The following is an 18,873-nucleotide window of genomic DNA, read 5'->3' on the forward strand; positions in this document are numbered from 1 at the left end:
TTTACGCCTCACTTACACGTTTAATATTTGCTCCGAGTTTAGCTAATTTTTCATGGAATTTGTAGTAACCACGATCAAGGTGATTCAAACGACCAACCGTTGTTGTTCCTTTAGCAACCATTCCTGTTAAAATTAAAGCTGCACTTGCACGAAGGTCTGTTGACATCACAGGCGCACCTTGCAATTCATAACCACCGTGAATCATTGCTGTATCACGCATAATTTCTGATTGCAATCCCATACGACGCATTTCTTCCAAATGTTGGAAACGATTCTCAAAAACAGTTTCAATCATTGTTGACTCACCATTAACAACTGCCATCAAAGCTGTAAATTGAGCTTGCATATCTGTAGGGAATCCTGGGTGAGGAAGTGTTTTAACCGTCACTGGTTTTAATTTTGCCGTATCAGCAATTACACGGATTCCTTCAGGTTCATCAATAACCGTAACACCCATTTCAATCAATTTAGAAATCAAAGGACGATTGTGTTCCCAGATTGCATCTCTAACAAGAACATTTCCTGATGTCATCGCTGCTGCTACCATAAATGTCCCAGCTTCGATACGGTCTTGAACAACATCGTGTTCAACACCGTGAAGACTATCAACACCAGTAATTGTTAGGGTTTCAGTACCGGCACCTTTGACAATAGCTCCCATCTTGTTAAGCAACATTGCCAAATCAACAATTTCTGGTTCACGTGCAACATTTTCAATAACGGTCACACCATCTGCCAAAGTTGCTGCCATCATCAAGTTTTGTGTCGCACCAACTGATGGGAAATCCATATAAATTGTTGTCCCTTTAAGTTTGCCATCAACTGTGGCTGTAATATCACCACCAGCTTGTGTGATTTTTGCCCCCATAGCTTCCAAACCTTTAAGGTGAAGGTCGATTGGACGACTTCCAATAGTGCAACCACCAGGCATTGAAACTTTGGCATGACCTTTACGCGCTAAAATTGGTCCTAAAACAACGATTGAAGCACGCATCTTGCTAACATATTCATATGGGGCAATATCCAAAATATCTCCAGAAGCATCAACTTCAATAGTATTGTTAGCTTCATCAAAATCGACTTGAATATCTAAACCACGGACAACATTATTCATCGTAAAGACATCTGAAAGGATTGGAACATTTGTTAAAACTGTTTTTCCTTCCTTCGGTAAAATTGTCGCTGCAAGAAGAGGAAGAACCGCATTCTTAGCTCCTTCAATGATTACTTCTCCTTCTAGGCGTGTATTACCGCCTTCAATAATAATTTTATCCAAAATGAACTCCATTCTTATATTGTAATATCAAAATTATATCATAGTTTATCAATTATTGCTTTTATTGAAAACCAAAGAAAAAACTCTGACTAACAGTAATAATTTCTAAAATAAAATGGCTGACCATGTAACCAATCGCAATACTCACTAAGAGAATAAATACTTTGAGTCGACCAATATTTTCAGGTGTATTCTTAATAAGTTTTGACCAATCAAATAACTGACGAAGAATTTGATGCGTCATCGCAATAAAAACAAGATGACTAATTAAAGTCACTGAACTATTTAAAATTTCCATAAGACTATTATATCAGATTTCATTTTTGACAACAAAAAAGTTAACAAGTCTAAAACTTCTTCACCAAACTATCATCAAAAAAACATCAAAATAACTAGTTACAAAACAAAAAAGTCTGAAATCAAATCTCAGACTTTTTATGTTTATTTGTTACCAACACTGATACGGTTCAAAGCACGGCGAAGTGCAACTTGTGCACGACGTACTTCGTCGATATCGTGAGTACTTTGAGCTTGTTCCAATTTACGTTCTGCACGAAGTTTAGCACGTTCTGCACGGCTAACATCGATATCGCGTTCACGTTCTGCAGAATCTGCAACAATTGTCACAAGATTGTCTTTAATCTCAATAATACCACCGTTGATAGCTACCCAATCCACGTGATTGTCATCATCTGTACGACGGATTTTCATTTCGTGAACTGTTAGCGGAGCAATGAGGTTAATGTGTTCTGGCAAAATCCCCATCTCACCATCCGGTGTTTTTACTGAAATAAAATTAGCATGGTGATCATAGCGAATACCATCTGGTGTTACTACCTGAACAGTCATAAATGTCATGGTATCACCTCATTAGTAATTCATTTTCTTAGCTTTTTCAACTACATCCTCGATTGGACCTACGTTACGGAAAGCATCTTCTGGAAGATCATCGTATTTACCTTCCAAGATTTCTTTAAAGCCACGAACAGTTTCAGCAACTGGTACGTATGAACCAGGCATACCTGTAAATTGTTCAGCAACGTTGAAGTTTTGTGACAAGAAGAATTGGATACGACGAGCACGTCCAACCAATGTTTTTTCTTCGTCTGACAATTCATCCATACCAAGGATGGCAATAATATCTTGCAATTCACGGTAACGTTGAAGAACACGTTGAACTTCTGTTGCAACTTCATAGTGTTCTTGACCAACAATTTCTGGTGCAAGAGCACGTGAACTTGAAGCAAGAGGGTCAACGGCTGGGTAGATACCCATTTGAGTCAATTTACGTTCAAGGTTAGTTGTTGAATCCAAGTGAGCAAATGCTGTTGCTGGCGCTGGGTCAGTATAGTCATCGGCTGGCACATAGATGGCTTGGATTGATGTAACAGAACCTTTTTTAGTTGATGTGATACGTTCTTGCAATTGACCCATTTCAGTTGCCAATGTTGGTTGGTAACCAACGGCTGATGGCATACGACCAAGAAGGGCTGATACTTCAGAACCTGCTTGAGTGAAACGGAAGATGTTATCGATGAAAAGAAGCACGTCTTGTCCTTCAACATCACGGAAGTATTCAGCGATAGTCAAACCAGTAAGGGCAACACGCATACGTGCTCCAGGTGGTTCATTCATTTGACCGAAGACCATGGCTGTTTTTTCGATAACGCCGGATTCTTTCATTTCCCAGTAAAGGTCATTACCTTCACGTGTACGTTCCCCAACACCGGTAAATACTGAGATACCACCGTGTTCTTGGGCAATATTGTGAATCAATTCTTGGATAAGAACGGTTTTACCAACACCGGCACCACCGAATAGTCCGACTTTACCACCTTTAAGGTAAGGGGCAAGAAGGTCAATAACTTTGATACCTGTTTCAAGGATTTCTGATGATGTTGATAATTCATCAAAAGCTGGTGCTTTTTTGTGAATTGGTTCGCGTGGTGCATCTTCTGCAAATGGTTCGTCAAGGTCAATTGTATCCCCGAGAACGTTAAACACACGACCCAAAGTTTCTTTACCAACTGGTACACTGATTGGACGACCAGTATCAAAAACTTCTAATCCACGTGTAAGCCCATCAGTTGATTCCATAGCGATAGTACGTACAAGACCGTCTCCAAGTTCAAGAGCAACTTCGAGCACGATTTTTTGAGATTTATCGCCATCTTTATAAACAATCAATGCATTATTAATCTCAGGTAGTTTGTCGCCAGCTGCAAACGCAACGTCAACGACAGGACCAACAACCTGAGCAATTTTGCCTGAGCTCATGTTTTTCTCCTTTTAGATTTTTTAGGGATTTTCTCCCTTTTTATGAGGCTAAGAAGCTCTCACATTATTCTAGTGCGTTAGCACCTGCTACAATTTCAGTGATTTCTTGCGTAATAGCAGCTTGACGCGCACGGTTGTACTGAATAGTCAAATCGTTAATAACGTTTTTGGCATTATCAGTAGCTGTTTGCATAGCTGTCATACCTGCGGCATGTTCAGCAGTTTTCGCATCAACAATAGCACCATAAATAAGACTTTCAGTATATTGTGGCAAAAGTTGTTCCAAAATCAATTCACGATTTGGTTCCAATTCAAAGCCAGATACACCTTCTTCTGCTGCTTCATCAGCGTCCAATTCAGCGATTGGAAGCATTTGTTGAACACGAACTTGACTAGTCAAGCTATTCACGTGGTGATTGTAACATACATATAATTCATCGAACAGTTCGTTTTTGTACATCTCAACTGATTTTGCGATGATATTTCCAACTTGTTCGTATGATGGCTGATCTTCCAAACCACGCAATTCAAAGACAACGTTCATTCCACGAGCTTTAAAGAAATCAGCACCAATACCACCAATAGCGATGATGGCATAACTATCATCTTTAGCATGATATTCTTCAATAAGATCCATCATAGCTTTAAGAATTTTTGAATTATATCCACCAACAAGCCCTTTATCAGACGTGATTACAATATAACCAGTCTTTTTAACAGGACGAGCGGCTAGCATTGGATTTTTTGAACCATTAACAAGTTCTGATTTCAATAAGTCAGTTGTGATTTGACGAATTTTTGAAGCGTAAACTTGGAAATCTTTTGCTGCTTGCTCAGATTTAGTCAATTTTGCAGCTGATACCATTTGCATGGCACCAGTAATATGACTTGTTTTCTGAGTTGAAATAATTTTCCCTTTGATTTCACTAAGAGAGCCTGCCATATGCTACCTCCCTCTTATTTGAATTCTGACTGATCTTTAAAGGCTTTAATAGCTGCATCTAAGACAGATTCTTCAGGTAAATCTTTTGTTGTACGGATAGTTTCAAAGATTGATTCGTAGTGTGCATCAAAGTATTCATACAAAGCTTCTTCGAATGCTAGGATGTCATTTACTGGCACATCATCCAAGAAACCATGAGTAAGTGCGTACAAAATCACAACTTGTTTTTCAACTGGAAGTGGTTTGTGAACTGGTTGTTTAAGTACTTCAACTGTACGACGTCCACGGTTAAGTTTAGCTTGAGTTGCAGCATCCAAATCAGAACCGAATTGAGTGAAGGCTTCAAGTTCACGGTAAGAAGCCAAGTCAAGACGAAGTGTACCAGCAACTTTCTTCATTGCTTTGATTTGTGCAGAACCACCAACACGAGATACTGATGAACCAGCATCAATCGCAGGACGAATACCTGAGTTGAAAAGATTTTCTTGCAAGAAGATTTGTCCGTCAGTGATTGAAATCACGTTTGTGGCGATATAAGCTGAGATATCACCTGCTTGTGTTTCGATAAATGGAAGAGCTGTAATAGAACCTCCACCAAGTGCATCTGAAACTTTCGCAGAACGTTCAAGCAAACGACTGTGAAGATAGAAGACATCACCTGGATAAGCTTCACGTCCTGGTGGACGACGAAGAAGAAGTGACAGTTCACGGTAAGCTACCGCTTGTTTTGACAAATCATCATATACAATCAATACGTGTTTACCGTTATACATGAATTCTTCAGCCATTGCAACACCAGCATATGGAGCGATGTAAAGTAATGGAGAAGGTTGTGAAGCTGAGGCTGTCACAACGATTGTGTAATCAAGGGCACCGTATTTACGAAGTGTTTCAACTTGTGTACGAACAGTTGATTCTTTTTGACCAATCGCAACATAGATACAAATCATATCTTGTCCTTTTTGGTTCAAAATTGCGTCAATCGCAACAGATGTTTTACCTGTTTGACGGTCACCGATAATTAATTCACGTTGACCACGTCCAATTGGAACCAAAGCGTCAATCGCTTTAAGACCTGTTTGGAGTGGTTCAGAAACTGATTTACGTTGCATAACGCCTGGTGCAGGTGTTTCAACTGGACGTGTAGCAGTTGTCTTGATATCACCAAGACCATCTACTGGTTGACCAAGTGGGTTAACAACACGACCGATAAGAGCTTCACCTACTGGTACTTCCATGATTTTACCAGTACGTTTTACTTCATCACCTTCACGAATTGTAGAGAAGTCTCCAAGAATGATGATACCAACGTCATTTGACTCAAGGTTTTGAGCCATACCGAAGGCACCATTTGAAAATTCAAGAAGTTCTCCACTCATGGCATTATCAAGACCACGAGCACGAGCGATACCATCACCGATATAAGTGACAACACCAGTTTCTGTGACGTCAAAATTTGGCTGGAAGTTTTCAATTTGCTTTTTAATTAAAGCGCTAATTTCTTGTGCATTAATTGCCAAAAGTCACACCACTTTCTATTTCAAATTCATTTTAAATTCTTGCAATTGACGACGAATACTTGTGTCAATTACTTTATTATTAACATTGATGACAAAACCACCAAGGATTGATTCATCAATGTTTTCAACGAGTTTTCCTGCTTTAACGCCAAATTTATTAGCTACCAAAGCTAGGATACGTTCTTTTTGTTCATCAGTTAAAGCTACCGCAGTTGTTACAACAATATCGTGTTGGTTTGTTGCGATAACAAAATCTTTTTGAACACCTTCTAAGATGGCTTTCAAGAACGCTTCTCGTTCATTCTGTAAAATTACCTCAAGAAAATTGTTCATGTAAACTGAACTAGACTCTTGAAGCAACCTAACAAGTTTTACTTTTTCATCACGTGAAACGACTAAACTTGACAAGAAGTCAGCTAAGTTTGTCTCTTCAAAAACAGACAACAAAGCTTCTGTTTCTGATTGGAGTTCAGCTAAACTGTCTTTTTCAATAGCAATTTCTACGAGACTTTTCGCATATTGCTCAACAAGAGCTTGTGTCTTTTTATCCATTAGGCATCTCCTAGCTTGTCAAGATAGCTATCAATGAGATTGCTTTGAGCTTCTTTATCAAGGTTTGTTGTCATGATTTTTTCTGCCAAAAGAACAGTCAAATCAGCAACATCACTTTTAACACTTGAAAGAGCTTCTGCTTTACTTTGTTCGATATCTTGATTAGCTTTAGCTTTCAAGCGACCTGCTTCTTCGCGTGCTTCAGCGACAATTTTAGCCTCTTGATTTTTACCAGTTTCTTTGGCATCATCAATAATTTGTGTTGCCTCAGTACGAGCGCCAGCTAACTCTTCTTGGCGTTTAGCAGCAAGAGCTTCTGCTTCTTTACGTGCTGCTTCTGCACCATCAATATCATTAGCAATTTTTTCTTCACGAGCGGTAAAGATCCCTGTCAATTGTTCCCAAGCAAAAAGTTTGATGAGAACCAACAAAAGGATCACTGAACCAGCAGTAATAATAATATTACCAATACTTGTACTATTGATTAGTGTTTCCATTGATTATTCCTTTCTTAAGATTCATCCTCATCTTCTGGGAGTTTTTCTGAGATATATTTAGATGACAAAATAGTAAATACATATGCTTGAATGCATCCGATAAAGGCTGAGAAAGCAACCCAAGCCAAGTTAAGAGCAAATGCAAATGGTGCAAAAACTAAGCTTTTTGTACCAAAGCCTACAATCAAAGCAGTAACGACTTCACCAGCATAAATGTTACCAAATAAACGTAGAGCAAGTGACAATACGTTAGTAAGTTGCTCTAAGATGTTCATTGGGAGCATCATTGGGAAAGGACTTAGATAACCTTTCAAATATGCTTTAACACCTTTCTTTCGAATACCTTCAACATGTACAACAATCGCGATGATTAAAGATAGTGTAAAATCGACCATAAAAGTTGATGTTGGAGATGTCCAAAAGTTATAATCATCAGACTCCAATTTAACTACCAACCCAAGGTTGTTAGCAATCAGAATGAAAAAGAAGAACGTAAACATCAACAAGCTGTACTTAGGAGTGTATTCTCCTAGATTAGGCTTAATCGTATTTTGTACAAACTCGTAGATATACTCAATGAAATTTTGCTTTCCTTTAGGTTTTAAAGTCATTTTTCGAGTTGCCCAAAAAATGATACCGAAGGAAATAATCACCGTCAAGAGAGACATCGCTAAAATGGTTAAGTCAAACTCAATACCAAAGACATGCGCTGTTGGATTTACAGATGTTTCCAACTTTATCCCTCCTTCTTTTTAAAAGTTCTTAGTTAGAATTATCCAACGAAGAATGTAGATGCAAGAAGGACGAAGAATGTACCTTCGATGAAGGCTACTCCAAGGAACATAAGTGTTTGCAATTTGCTGAACATTTCAGGTTGACGTGCTGCAGATTTTGCAATGTTGGCAACGAGGATACCTTCACCAAGACTAACTCCTAGTACGGCAAGACCAAGTGCTAAGATTTTTAAATTCAACATGATATGAATCTCCTTTTAAAATTTTTTACTTCGTTATTTTAGTCCTATTTTAAGGAATTGTCAACGAAATCACCGTTTTCGGAAACGTTTTCCCAGACTATACTTAACCTTTGTTTAGTTTTTTTGCAATACAAAAAGGAAAACGGCTAAATCCGCTTCCCTTTAGGCTTTTTGAGCATTATTTACTAACATTTTATGGTAGATTTTCTATACAAATCATGTTGGAAAACACAAAATTAGACAGAATGTCCAAAAACTGTTTTTATGCTTGTTTGAGCATAGTAAAATAAAACCTCATTCTAATATTAAAATAGCAAGTTATACTTTTCAATCACTTATCCATTGAATCATCTAAATCTTCAACTTCATGAGCGAATTTTTGAGCAATCGCTTCTAGTGCCAAATCTTCTTGATCCCAAACCAAGGCATCATCTGAAATTTCATCTGTATTAGCAAAGAAAGTAATGTGATTTTTAAGGTTACGAAGTTTGATTGGAGCGTCTCCACCGTATTCACCATCCAAATTAATCATCATCTTCTTATCTGATAATGGTTCAATTTCCAAGGAATCTGTCTTGATATATTCAATACGTTTATCACCAATATGTTTACCACCATCAAGTACCAAACGAATCAAGTGTAAAATCTCAATCAAGTTGGCTGTTTTCACTAAAATCAATGTAAACTTACCATCATCAAGCTTGGCATCAGGCGCAATTTGTTCAAAGCCACCAACAGAATTAGTAATGGCAGCAAAAATCATTGACACATCGCCTTCAAAAACACCTTTTTCGTGTTTGATACGAACTGGAACAGTTCGAATACCTGGTAAAAGCTCAACACCTTTTGCTAAGTAGGCTAAATATCCAAACATTGTTTTTAGCTGACTTGGCACACTGTAAGTTAATTCTGTAAATGAGCCAGCCGCAGCAATATTAATGAAATAAGTATCCTCACGCGCTTGACCAATATCCATATGGATGAGTTGGTTTTTACCAATAATTTTTGCAGCTTCAACTGGATTTCCGCGAGGAATTTTTAGGGCACGCGCAAAGTCATTTGTCGTACCAGTTGGAATAATTGCCATTTTTGGTCGTTTAGGTAGCGGAGCAATTCCGTTAACAACTTCATTAATCGTTCCATCACCACCAGCCGCAATAACCAAATCAAAACCTGCTTTAGCAGCTCTATTTGCCTCATCGCGAGCTGAATTTTCTTCTGGTGTAGTTTGAAAGGCTGATGTTTCATAACCAAAGCCTTCCAAAATATCTAGCACTTCGGCAACATTTTTCTTCATAATTTCCTGGCCAGAGGTCGGATTATAGATTAAACGTGCTCGTTTTTGTTTTTTGACCATTTTAATACCTCAAAAAGATTATAAACTTTCTAACCAAGCTTCATCACGAACTTCAATTCCAAGGGCTTGGGCTTTTGTCAATTTTGAACCAGCATCTGCTCCTGCAACGACAATATCAGTCTTTTTAGAAACACTGCCTGTAACTTTAGCTCCTAAATCTTGCAACTTTTCTTTAGCTTCATTTCGCGTTAAGCGTTGGAGTTTTCCTGTTAAAACTACTGTTAATCCTGCCAATTGAGCATCCTTAGAAACTTTCTTTCCAAGATAAGCAAAATTAACACCAGCATTTTTTAATTCTGCCAAAAGGTCTTCTGCTTCTTTTTTGGCAAAATAGCTGCGCAATGACTTAGCAATAACTGTTCCAAGACCATCAATATTAGCGATAGCATCTTCATCTGCCGCTACTAGATTTTCAATACTTTCAAAAACTTCTAAAAGCTGACGACTTGCTTTAGCACCAACATGACGGATTCCTAAACCAAATAATAATTTTTCAGCTGAATTAGCTTTAGAGGCTTGAATAGCATTATAAAGTTTTTCAGCAGATTTTTCTTTAAAACCATCAAGCGTTAATAAATCTTCAACAGTCAGTTGATAGATATCCGCAACATCATGTACCAAATCCGCAGCAAATAGTTTTTTTACAATCGAAGGACCTAAACCAGTAATATTCATGGCATCACGACTAGCAAAATGTGTTAGGCGTTCTTGAATCTGGCTTGGACAAAGAGGATTAATACAACGAAGGGCCACCTCATCTTCATAATGAATAAGCTCACTACCACAAGATGGACACACCTTAGGAATTGGCATTGGCACTTGTTTATCGCGCTTGCTCTCAACAACATGAAGAACCGCTGGAATAATATCTCCCGCTTTGTAAACAATAACAGTATCTCCAATGCGGATATCTTTTTCAGCAATATAATCAACATTGTGCAAAGTTGCACGACTAACTGTTGTTCCTGCTAGTTGAACTGGAGTCAAATTAGCTGTCGGTGTTACAACCCCTGTTCGTCCAACCGTCCAATCAACTGATAAAATCTCAGCTTCCTTTTCTTCAGCTGGAAACTTATAAGCAATGGCCCAGCGTGGTGCTTTTACGGTAAAGCCAAGTTCCTCTTGCATAGCTAAGCTGTTAACCTTAATAACAATCCCGTCAATATCATACGGCAAATTGTCACGCTCAGCTGCTACTTCTTGAATGAAATCCCAAATGTCATCCATAGAAGAAGTCGTGATGCGCCTTGGGTTAACAGAAAAACCATAACGAGAAAGTTCTTCCAAAACATCATTTTGAGTTGTCATGCTTGTTGAGGCCACTTCTTGGTAAAGAAATGTTGCTAGATTACGCTTGGCAACAACTGCTGTATTTAACTGACGAAGAGTCCCTGCTGCTGCATTACGAGGATTAGCAAATTCAGACTGACCACTTTCACGGCGTTCTTCGTTAATCTTATCAAAAGATTCTCTTGGCAGGTAAGCCTCACCACGTACAGTAAGCGTTAATGGCTGCTCTAATTTGTGAGGAATATCTTTAATACGTTTAACATTTTCAGTGATATTTTCACCAACTGAACCATCGCCACGTGTGGCCCCTACTTGCAAAACACCATCAACATAAACTAAAGAAACTGAAAGACCATCAATCTTGAGTTCAGCCATGTATGAAGCGTTTGGAAATTCTGCTTTCACACGACGATCAAAATCATTTAATTCCTCACGTGAAAAAGCATCTTGTAAACTGTACAAGGGTGTTTCATGTTGATATTTTTCAAATCCATCTAAAATAAGGCCACCAACTGCCTGTGTCGGACTATCCGGTAAAATCAATTCTGGATTAGCCTTTTCAAGCTCTACCAATTCACGATAGAGCTTGTCATACTCACTATCAGAGACCGTTGGTTGGTCTTGTGTATAATACTCTTTTCTATACTGGTTGAGTTCATCAACCAACTGTTGAATACGTTCTTTCATATATACTATTTTATCACATCTGTAAAAAAATACCTTTTAAAACTTATCATTTTTTTGAATTATATTTTTTATTATGTATAGAAAAAAACTTCCAAAAATGGAAGCTCCTTTTTTCTATTATGCTGTTAAATCAAGGCGTTTTCCTAATTTATCCATGATAAGTGAGCCAATGAGAAGAGAGGCAAGTTCTCCTACTGCTGACGTAAACCATGTCATCAAGAATGGCGCATCAGCAACAACATACAATTCTAAAGCGATTGTAAACATTGATGCTGCAAATAAGAGTGAAAAATAGAAAAATGCTTTGTTAAACAAACCATTAAACACATATTGATCTTTGTAACGACTAAATAGCATAACCCCTAAAGTCAAAAAGATAAATGTTTGACTACCACCAACAAGAACATCAATCAAACCAAAACTATAAAGGTTAGCAATCATACAACCAGCTGTCAAACCAATGATATATTTTCGATTGTAAAAGGCTAAAAAGGCCAACATTTCTGACACTCGAAATTGATAAGCACCATAAGAAATAGCATTTAATGGCGGTGTGATTGTTAAAACAATATAAAGAGCTGCGACAAGAGCAACTTGGACAAAATCACGAATCGTGAAATTTTTCATAATCAATTTTCTCCTTTAACGTTAGAAGTCCCCTTCTACGTTTATAATATGCTTGGCGAAAGGGAAATAAGCGCCAAGGGTTGTCTAGACAACGCTTAAAAGTATAGCACAAATTCATAAAATTTGATATAGTAGACCTATGAAAAAATTAATCACTAGCGAAATTTTTAAGTATCTTTTTTTCGGTGTCCTAGCAACACTTGTTTACATGGGAACACGCTTAGCTATCTTTTCATTAACCACATCGGCAACATTTTCTGCTGTGGTTGCCAACGTTACAGCCATTATATTTGCCTTCTTTACTAACGATTACTTTGTCTTTAATCAAGTTCGTAAAGGTTGGTTTGAACGTTTGGTCAAATTCACTATTGCTCGCTTATCAACGCTTGTACTCGATTTAGCTTTGGCTTACTTCTTGGTAACAAAATTCCCACACATCATTGGACAATTTGTTAATGATAACATCTCAATGGTCAATGCTATCGAGACACTCTTTTCACAAGTATTAATCATCGTTTTAAACTATGTTTTTAGTAAATTACTTGTTTTCAAAGATAAAAAATAACACCTAAAAAGGTGTTATTTTTTTTTGCCTCGTTGTGTTAAGATAGACAGCAAATCACCTCGTCTACTTTCCATTTTACCTTGACGAAGTTCTTGATAAGTTGCATTGAAAATAGCTCCCAAAATCAAGATATGCGCAAGAAAAATAAACCACAACATTAAAACAAAGATAACGACAGATCCAAATGTTTTAATATCTACCATTCGTTCAAATGTTCGTAGAATATAGCTACTAAACAAATTATTCAAGAACACAATGACGATTGATGTAAAAATCGTTCCAGGTAAAATATAACGGAAACGACGAATTTTTACATTAGGTAGAATAAAATACAGTAACATCAATCCAATAACAATAGTTATAACCGTCACCGGTTGTGATAGATGCAAAATTACAGTAGCTATCGTATCACTTAAATCATAATATGAATTGATGATTTGCAAAACAGCTTTCGAAAAAGTTGAGAAGATTAAAACGAAAGTTAGCAAGAATAGAATCAAAAGGCTTCCGATAACTCCCACCAATCGCCCAATAACAAAATCTCTGTGTTGCGCAACACCATATGCTTTATTAATTGCTTTTTGAAGAGAGGTCAATGATTTAGACATAGTCCAAAATGCTGTTAAAGTGGCAACTCCCAAAATACCACCTGAAGGTTTTGAGAAAATATCAACCGTGATAGCTGATACAGAAGGATAAAGATTTGTTGGCAAATTCTTTTTCATAAACGCCAACAAAACATCAATATCAATGTTCAGATAAGGGAAAATATTAGCTGCTATGACAATCAAAGGAAAGGCTGTTAGCAGTAAATAATAAGCTACAGCAATTGCTGATAAGTCAATCTCAGCACTGCGATAATGTTTTAAATAAACTTGTAGCGGTTGCCACTCTAATTTAGACCATAATTTGTCTAAGAATTGCTTTCGCTGCATCTTAGTAAGTTCTTTCTTCTCCTTGGCTTGTTAGAATAACAGGACCGTCTTTTGTAATCACAAATTGGTGTTCGTATTGACATGAGAGACCACCATCAAGGGTTTTATGAGCCCAGCCAGTTTCCATGTCAGTATCAATTTCCCATGTTCCTGTATTAATCATTGGCTCAACAGTCAACACCATACCTTCACGTAAACGAAGACCGCGACCAGCTTTACCGTAGTGAGGTACCATTGGTTCTTCGTGCATTGTAGGACCAACTCCATGGCCTACCAAATCACGAACAACACCGTATCCACGGCTTTCAGCATATTCTTGAATAGCTGCACCGATATCACCGATACGGTTACCAACAACAGCTTTTTCAATACCAATATAAAGGCATTCTTTGGTAACATCCATCAGATTTTTAACTTCTTCTGAAACTTCACCAACAGCGTATGCCCAACATGAGTCAGCCAAACCACCAGAATATGATTCAGTATATTTTTTAACTTGGGCAACATTATCAAAGTCTAATTTTGATACATCAACAACTGACTTATCAAGCGGCTCACTTAAAACCATATCAACTTTAAGCAGATCGCCTTCTTTTAGAATGTAATGACGTGGGAAAGCATGTGCTACCTCGTCATTAAGCCCACAACAAGTTGCATATGGATAATCCATGATTGAACCATCAACACCAATTTGAAGCGGGAGAGCATTTGCCTCTTTACAACGACGACGGACATATTCTTCAACTTCCCACATATCTAGACCTGGTTTAATCAATTCACGCAAACCAATGTGAACAGATGCAAGAAAATCCCCTGCTCGATCCATTGCTTCAATTTCACGAGCTGATTTCAATGTAATCATATAAATATATACTCCTATAATAAACTCTGTAAAAAGTATTTCGGTATCCTTAATTATACACCGATAGTTACTAAACTGTCAAAAAGGTAACGTTCTAGTCACTTTTTGATAGAAAAAATTAATTGATTTTTGTCGTTACCAGAGCTTTGGCGACAATTTGATCATCTAAAAGAATTTCAAAATCAATCACCGAGCTACGACGTTTTTCTGTAATAATACTTGGTTGAATCACCAAACGATCATCAATCTGAACAGCTTGCAAGAAATAAAGCATTAATTGTTCAATAATGATATTCTTTTGATGTTTTTTAGTTAAAACACGAACACTGATTTCCTTAATAAATTCTGTCAGAACACCCTGCGCAAAATTCCCTGCATGATCAATCATAGCTGGCTCAACAATAAACTGGTAAACACCATCTTCTTGCTTCAAATTAGACAACATCTGGTCGCTATATGTATATGGACTAGAATGCTGTAGATTTTGTAAATTCTCAACAGCTTGTCGTCTTGTAATCACTCCAAGCAAGGTCAAATCTTCTGCCACAACAGGAAGCATATTAAGATCTTCAAAAATCATCTTTTGACTAATATTAGCTAAGCTTGCTTGTGGCTTTGCAACAATTAGATTTCGAGACATGATGCTCTTAATATCAACGTTATTATCTTTATCGACGACATCTAGCATACTAACAACGCCGATAACCACATTTTTACTATTAACAACTGGGAAACGCACGTTCTTTGTTTGTTTAATCAAGGTATTGAAATCACGCACAGTATCACCTTCGCGTAAAAAACCATAATCTGCTTTAACTTGATAAACTTGTTCAACTGTTGTTAAATCTGTTTTAATACGAAGGTTAGACAAAGCATGGTTAATCATTGTCGCAACAGTAAAAGTGTCATAGTTAGTTACCATAACAGGAATACCAAGTTCATCAGCTAAGCGAATAACAGCTTCAGAAACTGAAAATCCTCCAGTTACTAAAATAGCGTTGTGCTTTTCAAGCGCTAGTAACTGAATGTTTTCTCGGTCCCCAACAATTAAAAGACCACCTTTAACTAAATAGCGCAAAATATTTTCTTGTGTCATCGCTCCAATTGAAAACTTGCTAAATTCTCGACTAAGCCCAGCTTTACCAGCCAGAACTTCTGAATCACTGATGCGAGCAATTTCTGAATAGGTTAGTCGCTCGATATGAACCGCTGGCTTTTTCTCAATGCGAACCGTACCACTTCGAGGCCTTGTCTCAACAATTCCTCGATTTTCAGCTTCTTTGATAGCGCGATAGGCTGTCCCATCACTAACATTTAAATGATTCGAGATACTGCGCACACTCACGCGCTTTCCAACAGCTAAATTCTCCAGATAGTCTAATATTTTCTGATGTTTACTCATAACGATAGTCACCTTTACTCAACTGATAATCAACATAATCGCGCATTTTTCGACTATAGCGGTCACTTCCCTTAAATTGATGTTTCAAAGTGAAACCTGATTTTTGCGCTACTCGCTGACTCGCTATATTTTCTGCATGAGCAATCACATGCAACTCCTTCAAGCCTAACTCATGAAAACTCAAAAAGGCAAGTGTTTTTAAACTTTCAGTCATTAGCCCTTTTCCCCAGAATGCTTGGTTCATAAAATAACCAATTTCTGTCGTTAAATGATTGGCATCTAATTTTTCAAAACGAATACAACCAATCATTTTACGAGTTTTTTTATCTTCAATCGCCCAAACTCCAAGTGGTTCCTTCATAAAATAATGAACCATGAGAAAGTCACTTTCTTCACGCGTCGCGCGACTTGGGAAAATAAAGCGAAGATTATCAGGATTGCTACAGATTTCAAAAAAATCCTGACTATCCTTATATGTAAAAGGACGTAAATACATGCGTTCTGTTTCAAAAAAAGCATATCGTCCTAAACGCGTCCAAATATCCATGACTTTATTATAACACACGGCTTTTAAAATTGGTTTGATACACTTTAGAGAGTCTAAACAAAAAAGAAGCCCCTAAGGCTCCTTTTTACTCTTCGATTAATTTAATATCAGCACCTAAGGCTGTTAATTTTTCAATAATATTTGAGTAACCACGTAAAATAAATTCAACGTTGGTAATTTCTGTTTGACCTTCTGCCATCAAACCAGCTGTTACAAGCGCTGCACCAGCACGCAAGTCTGATGCTTTAACAGGTGCACCTGTTAATTTATTAGGGCCTTGGTAAGCAATACGTCCACCAACAATAGAAATATCCGCACCCATTCTTGCCAATTCAGCAACGTGGTTTGTACGTTTTTCATAGATTGTATCTAAAATCGTACCACGACCTTCAGCTGCTAGCAACAATGGTGTAATTGGTTGTTGTAAATCAGTCGCAAAACCAGGATAAGGTGATGTTTTAACTGATACAGCTTTCAATACTGATTGTTTTTCAACGAAGATAGCATCTTCTTCAACTGTCATACGAACACCCATTTCTTCGAGTTTTGCAATATAACTCTCTAAGTGTTCATAAAGAACGTTTGTGATACGAACACCTTCACCAATCGCTGCAGCCATAGCAATATAAGTACCAGCTTCAATACGGTCAGGAATAACTTGATGACGTGTTCCATGAAGGCTGTCAACACCTTCAATCGTAATCATATCAGTACCTGCACCTCGGACGTGAGCACCCATATTATTTAATAATGTCGCAACATCAATGATTTCTGGTTCACGAGCTGCATTTTCAATGATTGTACGCCCTTTTGCTTTTGCAGCTGCAAGCATTGTGTTGATCGTTGCACCAACACTAACAGTATCCATATAAATGTGAGCACCATGAATTGGGTCACCTTCTGTTGCCAAGCGCATAGCTTCGCCTTCATAAGATACTTTAGCTCCCATTGCCTCAAAAGCTTTTAAGTGAAGGTCAATCGGACGAGGTCCAAGGTCACAACCACCTGGAAGACCTACAGTTGCTTCACCAAAACGGCTAAGTAAACTACCATAGAAATAGTAAGAAGCACGCAAGCTATTGATTTTACCATATGGCATTGGTTGATTTTTAACACCACGTGGATCGATTTCAAGCGTTTCGCCTTCTCGTTTAATCTTAGCTCCCATCACTTCCATAATCTCAATCAAACTATCAACATCGGAAATGGCAGGAACACCATCCAAAATAACAATATCATCAGATAGAATAGCTGCAGGAATCAATGCTACAACACTATTCTTAGCACCTGAAATAGCAACCTCTCCCTTTAAAGGTTTGCCACCATTAATAACAATTTTACGCATACATTCAAAACTTTCTGCTAGAATTCAACCTTTTCATTTTATCATAGATTATGCAATTTGACAAACTGATTATGGTAAATATTTTGACACTTTGTTAAGATTTTGTCATATTTTTTTAGATTTGAATATTATAGCTTCAAAGTATTACTTTTATTTCTCAAACTTTTTCAGTAAAAATCCCTTGAAATCAGTAACTCTGACTAGTTTAATGTCGATTTTGTGGCAAATATAACAGATTTATAGATTTTATTAAAAATAAGTAGTCCTCAACAAAATTTATGATTAGTCTTCTTTTACAATTGGTATCCATAATGCCATTTCATAGTCATCAGCATGGATATCGCCTTCAGCATAAACTTCGAAATCAGGAGCACCTGAATGACGATAACCATTTTCTGGAAAGAAAACTTCAAGGACATACTTCCACGCTTTATGAATAGAATCAGGCACATTCCCTCGTACTGGTATAACAGCGTACTCTGCTTCTTCAACTTCTAAAATGGTCAAACCCAATTTTTGCGCTTGTTTTTTATCCGTAACATCAACTCCAGCCAAATAACTAATTCCTTTACCTGCTGAGAGTTCTGAACAAACTCCAAATAGCTGAGCGTTTCCCAATTTTTTCAAGCAGTCAGAATCATAAGTAGCATACAATTTATCCCAAACCTTCGGACAATCCTCGCTTTTAATTCCTGCTTCCAGTACACCTGCAACAGCAAAAGCTGCTTTCTTTTCAATAGTAACATTCATCTTCTTTCCTCCGCTAATTTTTAGGGATAGCTGAATTTTTGGAAAAACCTTATAGGGCACACCATTTCTAACCTCAGATGGCGTTGCTCCATGAAATTTTTTAAAAGCTGTACTAAAACTATCAGCTGAATCATAACCATATTTCATTGCAATATCAATAATTTTACCAGAATTTTGTTTTAAATCATGCACCGCTTCTGATAATCTACGCTTGCGTAAATACTCCGACAAAGTCATCTCCGCTAAAACAGAGAACAAGCGAGAAAACATAGAATAGGAATAGCCAGACAGCTGTTGAATTTTCTTCTTATCAATTTCTGAGTCCAGAACACTTTCAAGGTAAGTCAAGGTTTGGTTAAATCGATTGATCATGGAAGTCACCTCCTATTTATAGTTTATCAAAATTGAGGAAAACTCACCCTAGATTTTAGAAACAAAAAATCTAAGATAAAAAAATCGCTGTAC

The 18,873-nt window shown here is 37.4% G+C and carries 20 protein-coding genes and 1 riboswitch; of the genes, 1 reads left to right on the plus strand and 19 read right to left on the minus strand.

Going from position 1 to position 18,873, the window contains the following annotated elements; translation table 11 throughout:
- Window position 1: 1 nt before the first annotated feature.
- The 13 genes from murA to JG537_RS06030 form a co-directional block, all read right to left on the minus strand.
- The gene (gene murA, locus JG537_RS05970) at window positions 2-1,276 is read right to left on the minus strand and encodes a UDP-N-acetylglucosamine 1-carboxyvinyltransferase (RefSeq protein WP_281402429.1); all 1,275 of its coding nucleotides are present in this window, start codon (window positions 1,274-1,276) and stop codon (window positions 2-4) included.
- A 61-nt stretch (window positions 1,277-1,337) separates the two neighbouring features.
- Entirely contained in the window at window positions 1,338-1,574 is a 237-nt protein-coding gene (locus tag JG537_RS05975; protein ID WP_199544318.1) for a DUF1146 family protein, read from the minus strand.
- 143 nt (window positions 1,575-1,717) lie between these two features.
- Window positions 1,718-2,134, minus strand: a complete 417-nt coding sequence (locus tag JG537_RS05980; RefSeq protein ID WP_074481984.1) for a F0F1 ATP synthase subunit epsilon — start codon at window positions 2,132-2,134, stop codon at window positions 1,718-1,720.
- 12 nt (window positions 2,135-2,146) lie between these two features.
- Window positions 2,147-3,553, minus strand: a complete 1,407-nt coding sequence (gene atpD, locus JG537_RS05985) for a F0F1 ATP synthase subunit beta (protein WP_039697146.1) — start codon at window positions 3,551-3,553, stop codon at window positions 2,147-2,149.
- Between the two features lie 64 nt (window positions 3,554-3,617).
- Window positions 3,618-4,496 (minus strand): F0F1 ATP synthase subunit gamma, encoded by an 879-nt coding sequence (locus JG537_RS05990; RefSeq protein ID WP_132869446.1) that lies wholly within the window; start codon window positions 4,494-4,496, stop codon window positions 3,618-3,620.
- Between the two features lie 14 nt (window positions 4,497-4,510).
- On the minus strand, window positions 4,511-6,016 hold the full coding sequence (gene atpA / locus JG537_RS05995; RefSeq protein WP_132869447.1) for a F0F1 ATP synthase subunit alpha: 1,506 nt from the start codon (window positions 6,014-6,016) through the stop codon (window positions 4,511-4,513).
- Window positions 6,017-6,031: 15 nt separating this feature from the next.
- Window positions 6,032-6,568 (minus strand): F0F1 ATP synthase subunit delta, encoded by a 537-nt coding sequence (locus tag JG537_RS06000; RefSeq protein ID WP_132869448.1) that lies wholly within the window; start codon window positions 6,566-6,568, stop codon window positions 6,032-6,034.
- The gene (atpF, locus tag JG537_RS06005; RefSeq protein ID WP_074481980.1) at window positions 6,568-7,065 is read right to left on the minus strand and encodes a F0F1 ATP synthase subunit B; all 498 of its coding nucleotides are present in this window, start codon (window positions 7,063-7,065) and stop codon (window positions 6,568-6,570) included. The genes JG537_RS06000 and atpF overlap by 1 nt, the downstream gene beginning before the upstream one ends.
- A gap of 14 nt (window positions 7,066-7,079) precedes the next feature.
- Complete coding sequence (gene atpB, locus JG537_RS06010; protein WP_132869449.1) at window positions 7,080-7,799, minus strand: F0F1 ATP synthase subunit A; 720 nt, start codon at window positions 7,797-7,799, stop codon at window positions 7,080-7,082.
- A gap of 38 nt (window positions 7,800-7,837) precedes the next feature.
- Window positions 7,838-8,041 (minus strand): F0F1 ATP synthase subunit C, encoded by a 204-nt coding sequence (locus JG537_RS06015; protein WP_039697151.1) that lies wholly within the window; start codon window positions 8,039-8,041, stop codon window positions 7,838-7,840.
- Window positions 8,042-8,372: 331 nt separating this feature from the next.
- Entirely contained in the window at window positions 8,373-9,398 is a 1,026-nt protein-coding gene (locus JG537_RS06020) for a diacylglycerol kinase family lipid kinase (protein WP_199544320.1), read from the minus strand.
- A gap of 18 nt (window positions 9,399-9,416) precedes the next feature.
- Window positions 9,417-11,375, minus strand: a complete 1,959-nt coding sequence (ligA, locus tag JG537_RS06025) for an NAD-dependent DNA ligase LigA (protein WP_132869823.1) — start codon at window positions 11,373-11,375, stop codon at window positions 9,417-9,419.
- A 117-nt stretch (window positions 11,376-11,492) separates the two neighbouring features.
- Window positions 11,493-12,002: a QueT transporter family protein gene (locus tag JG537_RS06030; RefSeq protein WP_199544323.1), complete on the minus strand. Its 510-nt coding sequence runs from the start codon at window positions 12,000-12,002 to the stop codon at window positions 11,493-11,495.
- A gap of 3 nt (window positions 12,003-12,005) precedes the next feature.
- Window positions 12,006-12,113, minus strand: a riboswitch (PreQ1 riboswitch).
- A gap of 28 nt (window positions 12,114-12,141) precedes the next feature.
- Between JG537_RS06030 and JG537_RS06035 the strand changes: the two genes are divergently transcribed.
- Entirely contained in the window at window positions 12,142-12,567 is a 426-nt protein-coding gene (locus JG537_RS06035) for a GtrA family protein (protein ID WP_132869849.1), read from the plus strand.
- Between the two features lie 14 nt (window positions 12,568-12,581).
- On the opposite strand, the gene JG537_RS06040 is transcribed toward JG537_RS06035, so the two are convergent.
- The 6 genes from JG537_RS06040 to JG537_RS06065 all read right to left on the minus strand — a co-directional run bounded on the left by JG537_RS06040 (window position 12,582) and on the right by JG537_RS06065 (window position 18,780).
- The gene (locus JG537_RS06040; RefSeq protein ID WP_132869850.1) at window positions 12,582-13,502 is read right to left on the minus strand and encodes a YihY/virulence factor BrkB family protein; all 921 of its coding nucleotides are present in this window, start codon (window positions 13,500-13,502) and stop codon (window positions 12,582-12,584) included.
- 1 nt (window position 13,503) lies between these two features.
- Entirely contained in the window at window positions 13,504-14,364 is an 861-nt protein-coding gene (locus tag JG537_RS06045) for a methionyl aminopeptidase (protein WP_004231028.1), read from the minus strand.
- 118 nt (window positions 14,365-14,482) lie between these two features.
- Complete coding sequence (gene spxR, locus JG537_RS06050; RefSeq protein ID WP_199544327.1) at window positions 14,483-15,766, minus strand: CBS-HotDog domain-containing transcription factor SpxR; 1,284 nt, start codon at window positions 15,764-15,766, stop codon at window positions 14,483-14,485.
- The gene (locus JG537_RS06055; protein WP_132869892.1) at window positions 15,759-16,313 is read right to left on the minus strand and encodes a GNAT family N-acetyltransferase; all 555 of its coding nucleotides are present in this window, start codon (window positions 16,311-16,313) and stop codon (window positions 15,759-15,761) included. Before JG537_RS06055 ends, spxR begins: the two co-directional genes overlap by 8 nt.
- 85 nt (window positions 16,314-16,398) lie before the next feature.
- Entirely contained in the window at window positions 16,399-17,658 is a 1,260-nt protein-coding gene (locus tag JG537_RS06060; RefSeq protein WP_132869893.1) for a UDP-N-acetylglucosamine 1-carboxyvinyltransferase, read from the minus strand.
- A 282-nt stretch (window positions 17,659-17,940) separates the two neighbouring features.
- Window positions 17,941-18,780 (minus strand): AraC family transcriptional regulator, encoded by an 840-nt coding sequence (locus tag JG537_RS06065; RefSeq protein ID WP_199544328.1) that lies wholly within the window; start codon window positions 18,778-18,780, stop codon window positions 17,941-17,943.
- Between the last annotated feature and the right edge of the window lie 93 nt (window positions 18,781-18,873).

The organism is Streptococcus vicugnae (genome assembly GCF_016461705.1).
GTDB classification, from domain to species: Bacteria; Bacillota; Bacilli; order Lactobacillales; family Streptococcaceae; genus Streptococcus; species Streptococcus vicugnae.